We start from the raw sequence: 7,104 nt of genomic DNA on the forward strand, positions 1-7,104 counted from the left end.
AATGCTCGATGCATTCCGAAGATGATGAACCATTGGTTGAAGGGAAGTGCGTACCGGATGGCGCTTGGGATGTTGCGACGGCGCCCGACGCGCTGAGAGAGGCCGTGTGGACGCGCACGGTGTCGGTCGTCCGCACGCGTCGTCGCATACGCAAAGTACTTCTGCTTTGTGCGCTGGCGGCGGCGTATGTCAGTGGAGTTGTGACTCCGTGGTTGATAGCCCGCGAGCGAAGTCCGGCTGCACCGCGTCAGCTAGCGGCATCGCCACCCGCACAGGTGATCGCTCCGAATTTATCTGATCGCGCAAAGGTGGACAGCGTTGAGAACCTACTGAGCGACCGCGAGAAGCTGGCCCTTGCTTTGGCGTCGTCGACGGTCAAGGAACAAGTCGAATTGCTGCGAGCGGTAGGTGATAGAGCGCTTGAAGAGGGGGACACGGATTTGGCGTTGAGCTGCTACGGGCGTCTCATTTCGCTGGGACCGCCCCCGAAGAATGAACCGATTGACGTTGCAGACACGTGGTTATTGCGTTCGTTGAAGCAGGCGCGCCTGCAGGAGGAACATCATGAATCGTCTCAGTCGTAACCATGCAATGGCGGCCCTAATCACGGTGGTTGTCTTTGTTTGCGCTTTTGACGCCTTTGCGCAGGATGCAGCGTATCCCCAGGTTGCGGCTCCTGCGCCCACCGCCGCTCCGGCCGACACCTCCAAGTCCGAGGCGCCGGGCGATGCACCGCTCGCAGAGCTTATCGAGCGCGCACAACAGAACAGTCCAGAGGTCCTAATCGCGGAAGCGCAGCTGAGGGAAGCAGAAGCGCGATTGCAGCAGGCTCGTTTGGAGGCAGTTGGAAAAGTAACGCAGATCTATTTCGACCGAGCCGGATTGAAGACCATGAAGAGGACCTTTAGCGAGATCCAGAAGAAGGCGGAGCTGGGCATTGCCACGCACGAGGAAGTGGCGGAAGCAGAAATGCGTCTGTCGCAAGCCGAAGCGAAAGTCACTAGTCAGGAAGCGTACCTGGAGGTGCTCTCGAAGCGGGCGCTGACCGAAAAGAAAGAAGCAGACCCTGCGTCGCCCAAGAGGTCACTGGTTTCCGCAAAGCGCATTGACCGTCCAAAGTTGCCGGAGGAATTCCGGACGCAATTGAAGATGACGGCTAAATCCACTTCATTAACGGGTACATTTACTTCCGATGACCTTACCTTGTACCTTGCCGAGCAGTTCAATGTGAACTTGGCAATCGATGTTTCATTGATGAACATTGCCTTTCAAGTGAACCTCACGGATTCGAATCCCTCTCTGGGCAATCTGCTCACGGCCCTGACAGATTCGGCGGAAGTGTGTTTCATCGTTCGAGATTACGGCCTCTTCATGACGAGCATTCGCCGGGCGGAGCGTACGAATGCTCCTGCAATTCCCGAAGACCTTCCGTTGTACGAGAATACCTTCGCTGAATAGCGCCACTCCGTAGAAAAAGGAACAGCGCCTTGGGTCCTCGCCCAGGGCGCTGTGTGTTTGTTGTCGAATTCCCCTGCCGTCTATTTCGCGCTGTACGTAATCCGGTAGATGGCGTCGGCGCGGTCGTCGGAGACGAGGAGCGAGCCGTCGGGCATTTCCTGCACATCGACGGGGCGACCCCAGGCAGTTCCGTTCTTGAGCCAGCCGTCGGCGAAGACCTCGTAGGAGGTGGCGGAATTGCCGTTCAGTTTCACAAGCATGACGCGGTAGCCAATCGGCGTGCTGCGATTCCAGGAGCCGTGTTCGGCGATGAAGATCTGATTCTGATAGGCCGAGGGGAACATGGAGCCGCCGTAGAAGCGCATGCCGAGCGCCGCTACGTGTGGACCTAGTTCCTGAACGGGCAACGTGAACTCGCCTGCGTTGTGTCCGGCGCCGAACGTGGTATCGGACACGTTGGAGCCATGCCAGTACGGGAAGCCGAAGTGCATGCCCGCGCTGGGAGCCCGGTTGAGTTCGTCAGGAGGAATATTGTCGCCCATCATGTCGCGGCCATTCTCGGTGAACCAGAGTTCGTTGGTAGAGGGGTGCCAATCGAAGCCGACCGTGTTGCGAATACCTTCGGCGTAAATCTCAAGATCCGTTCCGTCGGGGTCCATTCGCATGATGGTGGAATAGCGGTCGTCATCGGTGCGTTCGCAAACGTTGCACGGCGCGCCGACAGGGACATAGAGCTTGTTATCGGGACCGAATGCGATGAATTTCCAACCATGGTGCGCATCCGTTGGGAACGTATCATTCACGACGGTATACGTGGGATTGTTCGCGTAGGTGGATTCGATGTTGGCGTACTTGATGACGCGGCTGATCTCGGCCACGTAGAGGTCGCCGTTGTAGACGGCCACGCCGTTGGGTGAATTCAGCCCGCTATCGACCACCACGACCGAATCGGCCTTCGCGTCTTTGTTGTTGTCAACGACGGCGTAGACTTTGTCGCCGCGAGTCCCGACAAACACAATGCCGCTGGGACTCAGCGCTAGCGAACGCGCTCCTTCAACATTTTCGGCGAAATAGGCGATGGAGAAGCCCGCGGGAAGGTTGATGTCGTCAAGTTTGGAGCCACCCGGAGGCGGTGAGGCCGGGCAGGCGGTGAGAAACACAGCAAGCGCCAAACACGCACAAAAGACAGCGATACGAACGGGGTACATCATTGGACCAACTCCTTGCAGACCGGCCAGACCAATAGCCAGCGAGTTATAGTATCCCATACAACGGACTGATGGTCAACGCGCCCTATTCCTCTTTCAATTGGCTTGAATTATGCGGGGCTGCCAATCAGACTACGATATCATGCTACCAAGAAGGATTTGGTGCGGGTGAGGGAAGGCAATTGTGGCCCTCCCGGGGGGGGGACAGTCGCGAACCTCGGACCACGACAGGGACGAACAACGCACTGTCAACGCAAATGGGGTACGTGTATGATCTGGATTAGTGCTACTTCAAGAGTACGTTCTCTAGCTCTTGCCTTACTATCCATGTTTTGTTTTGGAACTGCGCAATCCAATGCGGCGGGTTCCTTCATTAGGATTTCGGCGCCATCGCCGGCCGATGAAGGTACCCTGGGATCGCTCAATCCGAGCTTATCCGCCACCGTTGAACACAGCGGCGGCAAGCTCATGGACATCACGTTCAGCGACGATGGGTCCGGCAATTGGAATGAAATCGTCCGTTTCTCCGACGCGCAATCGGGTGAATTCAGTGCGCGCCCGCAGGACATGCTTCGCCGCGGCGAGACCTATCACTGGATGGTGACCGCCACAGACGGCGTGGAGTCGCAATCAAAGACATTCAGTGTGACTCTGGCCGACTTCATCGGTTCGAAACAGACGGTAATTTCGCATTCCGACTGCTGGAAGTACGGCTACCTTAAGCACGGCAGGGAGAAGGGCAAGTGGTTTGCGACCACACAGCGCGGCGCGTGGTCTGCATATGATTTGGATAAAGGCTGGTACCGGACGTACCAGAGACTGGTTCGTCGTCAGGAATGGAACGGCGGTCCTACATTTGGCGACGGCGGTGAATTCGGACATCCTTTTTGGGGGTATTGGGGTGGCCAGTATCACATGTTCGGCACGCGCTGGCGCACGGCAGACAAGCTGGGTTACGAATGCGTTTCCAGCCCCACGTTTGAGGGCTTCCGCAACTTCACGTTCGAAAAAGATGTCCGCGATACCGGCCTCCGAACACAACAACCCGAGTGGACAGAAGGAACAACCTACACTTTCAGCGAGGACCGCGCGTGGATCATGGCAATCGACTGTACGGGTCCGCGCGACAAGAGCAACGTCAAGTACTGGGAATGGACCAAGGCCGACGGCTGGAAAGCGCCGGCCATTATCGGAACCGTCTCCAATCACACGGGTCGCGTTGCGCTGGTACGCCACACTCGTGACCTGTGGTATGTATTCGTAACGGAAGGCAAATGCGGCGAGTTGGACGGTCTGCACAATGCGGACAGCCAATCCACGCTCAAGTACTTCAAATCCACGGACGCAGGCAAGACATGGGGTACGTTGCAGGATACAGGCGTACCCGCGCACGCCATCTTCAGCAGCGTTTCATTCGCGCGCTACGGTGACAACTATGACGTCTTCCTCTCCGTCGGCAACGACACGTATATCTGCGCAACGCAGAACTTGGAAAAGTGGTCACTAGAACCAACCCGCTACATTCGTGTTGCAGAGGGAGCTTATTTGAAACCGCACGGGACTCTCCTACATCCAAGCGCGTTAATCTTCACTGTGGCGGCGGATCTCGGCTATCACGATGATCAGTACGGTATCGTCGTTGTTGTGCCGGAAATGATCTCGCGAGCCGAGACACCCACGAATCCCACGCCTTCCGATGGAACCACCTTGCCGCAAGGAACCGGTAAGACTGCGCTTAGCGTGCAGGTCCACGGACCCCAGACCTACGATGTGGCGTTTTATTGGGAAGACGGCGCATACATCGGGGAAGACAAGCTTCTACGGGAAGGCGACATCGCAACGATTCAGGCAGACGGACTTCAATCGGGAAAAGAATACCGATGGTATGCCGTGGCGCGCGGAGCTCTGCTTGAGTACACCGGGGCGGAACCGGATGTAACGGCGGACGAAAAGCGCTCGGAGGTATCGAGCTTCTCTAATCCTTGACGAAACCCGTATAGGGTCAATTAGTGCGTTGATGTCAGGTCCGACGCGAAGATCTTGATGTTGCGCCAGCGTTCGCCGTGCCAGCGGCGGAAGAGGAGGCCGCTGAGGCCGATGATGTAGATGGTGGCCCCGATCCACGCGCCGACGGCTTCGAGCTTGAGCGGGAACGCGAGTACGACGGCCGCGGGCAGGAACACGGCGTAAGCACAAATACCCATCACGATGGCCATCCAGCGGGTATCGCCGGCGCCGCGGAGCGCGCCCATGACGGTGATGTTGACGGCGTCGAACCCCTGGAAGATGGCGGCGAGCAGCAGTAACGTGTGGCCGATAGCGACGATTTCGGGGTCGAGCTTGAAGACATCGCGGAGGATGTGGTGGCCAAAGAGGGCAAAGGTCAGGCCCATGATGGACATGTAGACGATGGCAAGGCGCATGGCCGTGTAGGTGCGGGCCTTGGCGCGGTCGGGGCGGTTGCGGCCAATCCATTGTCCGACGATGGGGGCAATGGCTTGGTTAAGGCCGACGGCGGGCATAAAGGACACGTGCATGAGGCTGACGGCGGCGTTGTGCGCGGCAAGGGACTTTTCGCCGAAGTAACCCACGATGAATCCGGTGAAGATTCCCCAATTGGCGACGTCGAGAAAGAACTGCAGGCCCGCTGCCCAACCGATGCGAATCAGCTCGCGCATTTTTCCGAGATCTATGCGGTAGTTGCTTCGCGACGCGTACATGTCATCGACGGTCTTGCTCATGAAGATGGCTTGCAGCATGACGACCTGGAGAAACAGTGAAATAATCGTGGCGATTGCGGCTCCGGCGACGCCCCATTTGGGGAAGCCGAACTTGCCGAAGATCAGCAGATAGTCCAACACGCCGTTGAGGGCGTTGCAGACAATGGCAACCACCATGGGGATCTTGGGGCGGTTGACGGCCTGGAAGAACGAAGCGAGAGCGATTTGCCAGGCGATGAACCCGTATCCGAAGAGGCGAACGTTGAAGTAGAGGACTTCCAAACGGGTGACCGCTTCGGAGTGGCGCATCAGGCGGAATAGAGGTTCAGAGAGCGGCCACAACGCGAAAGCGAGCACGCCCGCGATGATGGAAATGTAAATGCCTTGCCAGACGTAGCTGGCGCAGTCTTGAGGACGGCCACGGCCGAGACTCTGAGAAACGAACGTCGTGACGCAGCCGAGGATGCCGAAGATGAAGGTACCCATGGTATACGACCACAAGCCGGCGGAGCCCACGGCGGCCAGTTCGGTTTCTCCAAGCCAGCTCACCATGAACGTGTCGACGAACTGCATCATCGTCCAGGAAATCGAACTGAGAATAATGGGGCCGGCCATCCGCGTGACTTCGGACAATCCAGCCCAGCGCGATTCCCGGTCTTCATCTATGTAGACATGCTGGCTCACAAAAGAGGCTCCGTCGAAAGAAAGAAAGAAAGGGTAACACAGGCCCGTCCCACAAGAGGTAATGCAAGTATGCATACTTTGAGGGTGACGCTCGCCATCAGGTCCGAGACAGCCGCAAGTCGGGTGGTCAGGAATCCGTTTTCGAGTTCCGTTCTTCGAGTTTCAACTGAAGACGGCGTTGGACTTCCGGGGGTACAAATTCTTCGAGATGACCGCCGAACAAGGCAATTTCGCGAACGATTCGCGAGCTCAGCAAGAGGAAACGCTCGCTGGGCAACAGACACACAGTGTCGATCCGCGGGTTCAGCTTCTGGTTTGCAATGGCCATCGTGATTTCGTATTCGAAATCGGAGACCACTCGGAGACCCCGGACGAGCGCGATGGCGTCGCAATTCTTTGCGAATTCGGCGGTTAAACCGGTGAACGAGGTGACTTTCACGTTGGGAAGGTGCTTTGTGATGGACGAAAGCATCTCGATGCGCTCGTCAACGGTGAACAGGCCGGTCTTTTCGGAATTGCGCGCGACGGCCACGATCAGTGAGTCAAAGATCTTTGCGGCGCGTTCGATCAAATCCAGATGGCCATAGGTCGCCGGATCGAAACTACCTGGATACACCGCCACCCGGTTCGACATCGTTGTGATTTCCTCTCCCTCGCATCCCTCTAGCCGAGAGTATGCAGTTCTCCCCTGAAGATCGCGGCTTGCGCGGCCTGAAACACGTCTTTCACTGGAACCCGATTGACCTCCGCAAGCCTCCGGCAGTCCTCGTATTCGGGAGCCGTGACCGTTGGCCGGCCTTTGAAGTACCCAATCTTGACGCGGACTTCGCCCCACGGCGTGAACGCTTTCTTCCATTCGCGCTGCAGGCAAATCCGGCGCTCCTGGCGCATGCGCAGCCCGAGCGTCGTGGAATGTGCAAAGAGAAGCGCCGCGAGTTCTTGCACTTTCGCTTCCTCGCAGAGAATCGTCACCATGTGGCCCGGCCGTCCCTTCTTGGCTACGACGGGTGTAATGAACGCATCCAGCGCACCCG

At 57.6% G+C, this 7,104-nt stretch carries 7 protein-coding genes; 3 read left to right on the plus strand and 4 right to left on the minus strand.

Features of this window, described 5'->3' with window-relative positions; all coding sequences use genetic code 11:
• Positions 1–8: 8 nt before the first annotated feature.
• Together K1Y02_13530 and K1Y02_13535 are read left to right on the plus strand one after the other, a co-directional pair.
• Positions 9–584, plus strand: a complete 576-nt coding sequence (locus tag K1Y02_13530) for a hypothetical protein (protein MBX7257379.1) — start codon at positions 9–11, stop codon at positions 582–584.
• Positions 565–1,458, plus strand: coding sequence for a hypothetical protein (locus K1Y02_13535; protein ID MBX7257380.1), 894 nt, complete (start codon positions 565–567; stop codon positions 1,456–1,458). The genes K1Y02_13530 and K1Y02_13535 overlap by 20 nt, the downstream gene beginning before the upstream one ends.
• Before the next feature lie 80 nt (positions 1,459–1,538).
• Here the strand turns inward: K1Y02_13535 and K1Y02_13540 are convergent, their stop codons facing one another.
• Complete coding sequence (locus K1Y02_13540; protein MBX7257381.1) at positions 1,539–2,666, minus strand: PQQ-dependent sugar dehydrogenase; 1,128 nt, start codon at positions 2,664–2,666, stop codon at positions 1,539–1,541.
• Positions 2,667–3,134: 468 nt separating this feature from the next.
• Here K1Y02_13540 and K1Y02_13545 point away from each other — a divergent pair, with 468 nt between their 5' ends.
• Positions 3,135–4,652, plus strand: a complete 1,518-nt coding sequence (locus K1Y02_13545) for a hypothetical protein (protein ID MBX7257382.1) — start codon at positions 3,135–3,137, stop codon at positions 4,650–4,652.
• A 20-nt stretch (positions 4,653–4,672) separates the two neighbouring features.
• Here the strand turns inward: K1Y02_13545 and K1Y02_13550 are convergent, their stop codons facing one another.
• From K1Y02_13550 to K1Y02_13560, 3 genes are all read right to left on the minus strand, one after another.
• Positions 4,673–6,070, minus strand: coding sequence for an MATE family efflux transporter (locus K1Y02_13550; GenBank protein MBX7257383.1), 1,398 nt, complete (start codon positions 6,068–6,070; stop codon positions 4,673–4,675).
• A 127-nt stretch (positions 6,071–6,197) separates the two neighbouring features.
• A complete protein-coding gene (gene coaD, locus K1Y02_13555; protein MBX7257384.1) occupies positions 6,198–6,704 on the minus strand; it encodes a pantetheine-phosphate adenylyltransferase in 507 nt (168 codons plus the stop codon).
• Between the two features lie 29 nt (positions 6,705–6,733).
• The coding region (locus K1Y02_13560; GenBank protein ID MBX7257385.1) for a LarC family nickel insertion protein at positions 6,734–7,104 on the minus strand (371 nt) is incomplete at its 5' end.

This window comes from Candidatus Hydrogenedentota bacterium (genome assembly GCA_019695095.1).
Taxonomy (GTDB): domain Bacteria; phylum Hydrogenedentota; class Hydrogenedentia; order Hydrogenedentales; family SLHB01; genus JAIBAQ01.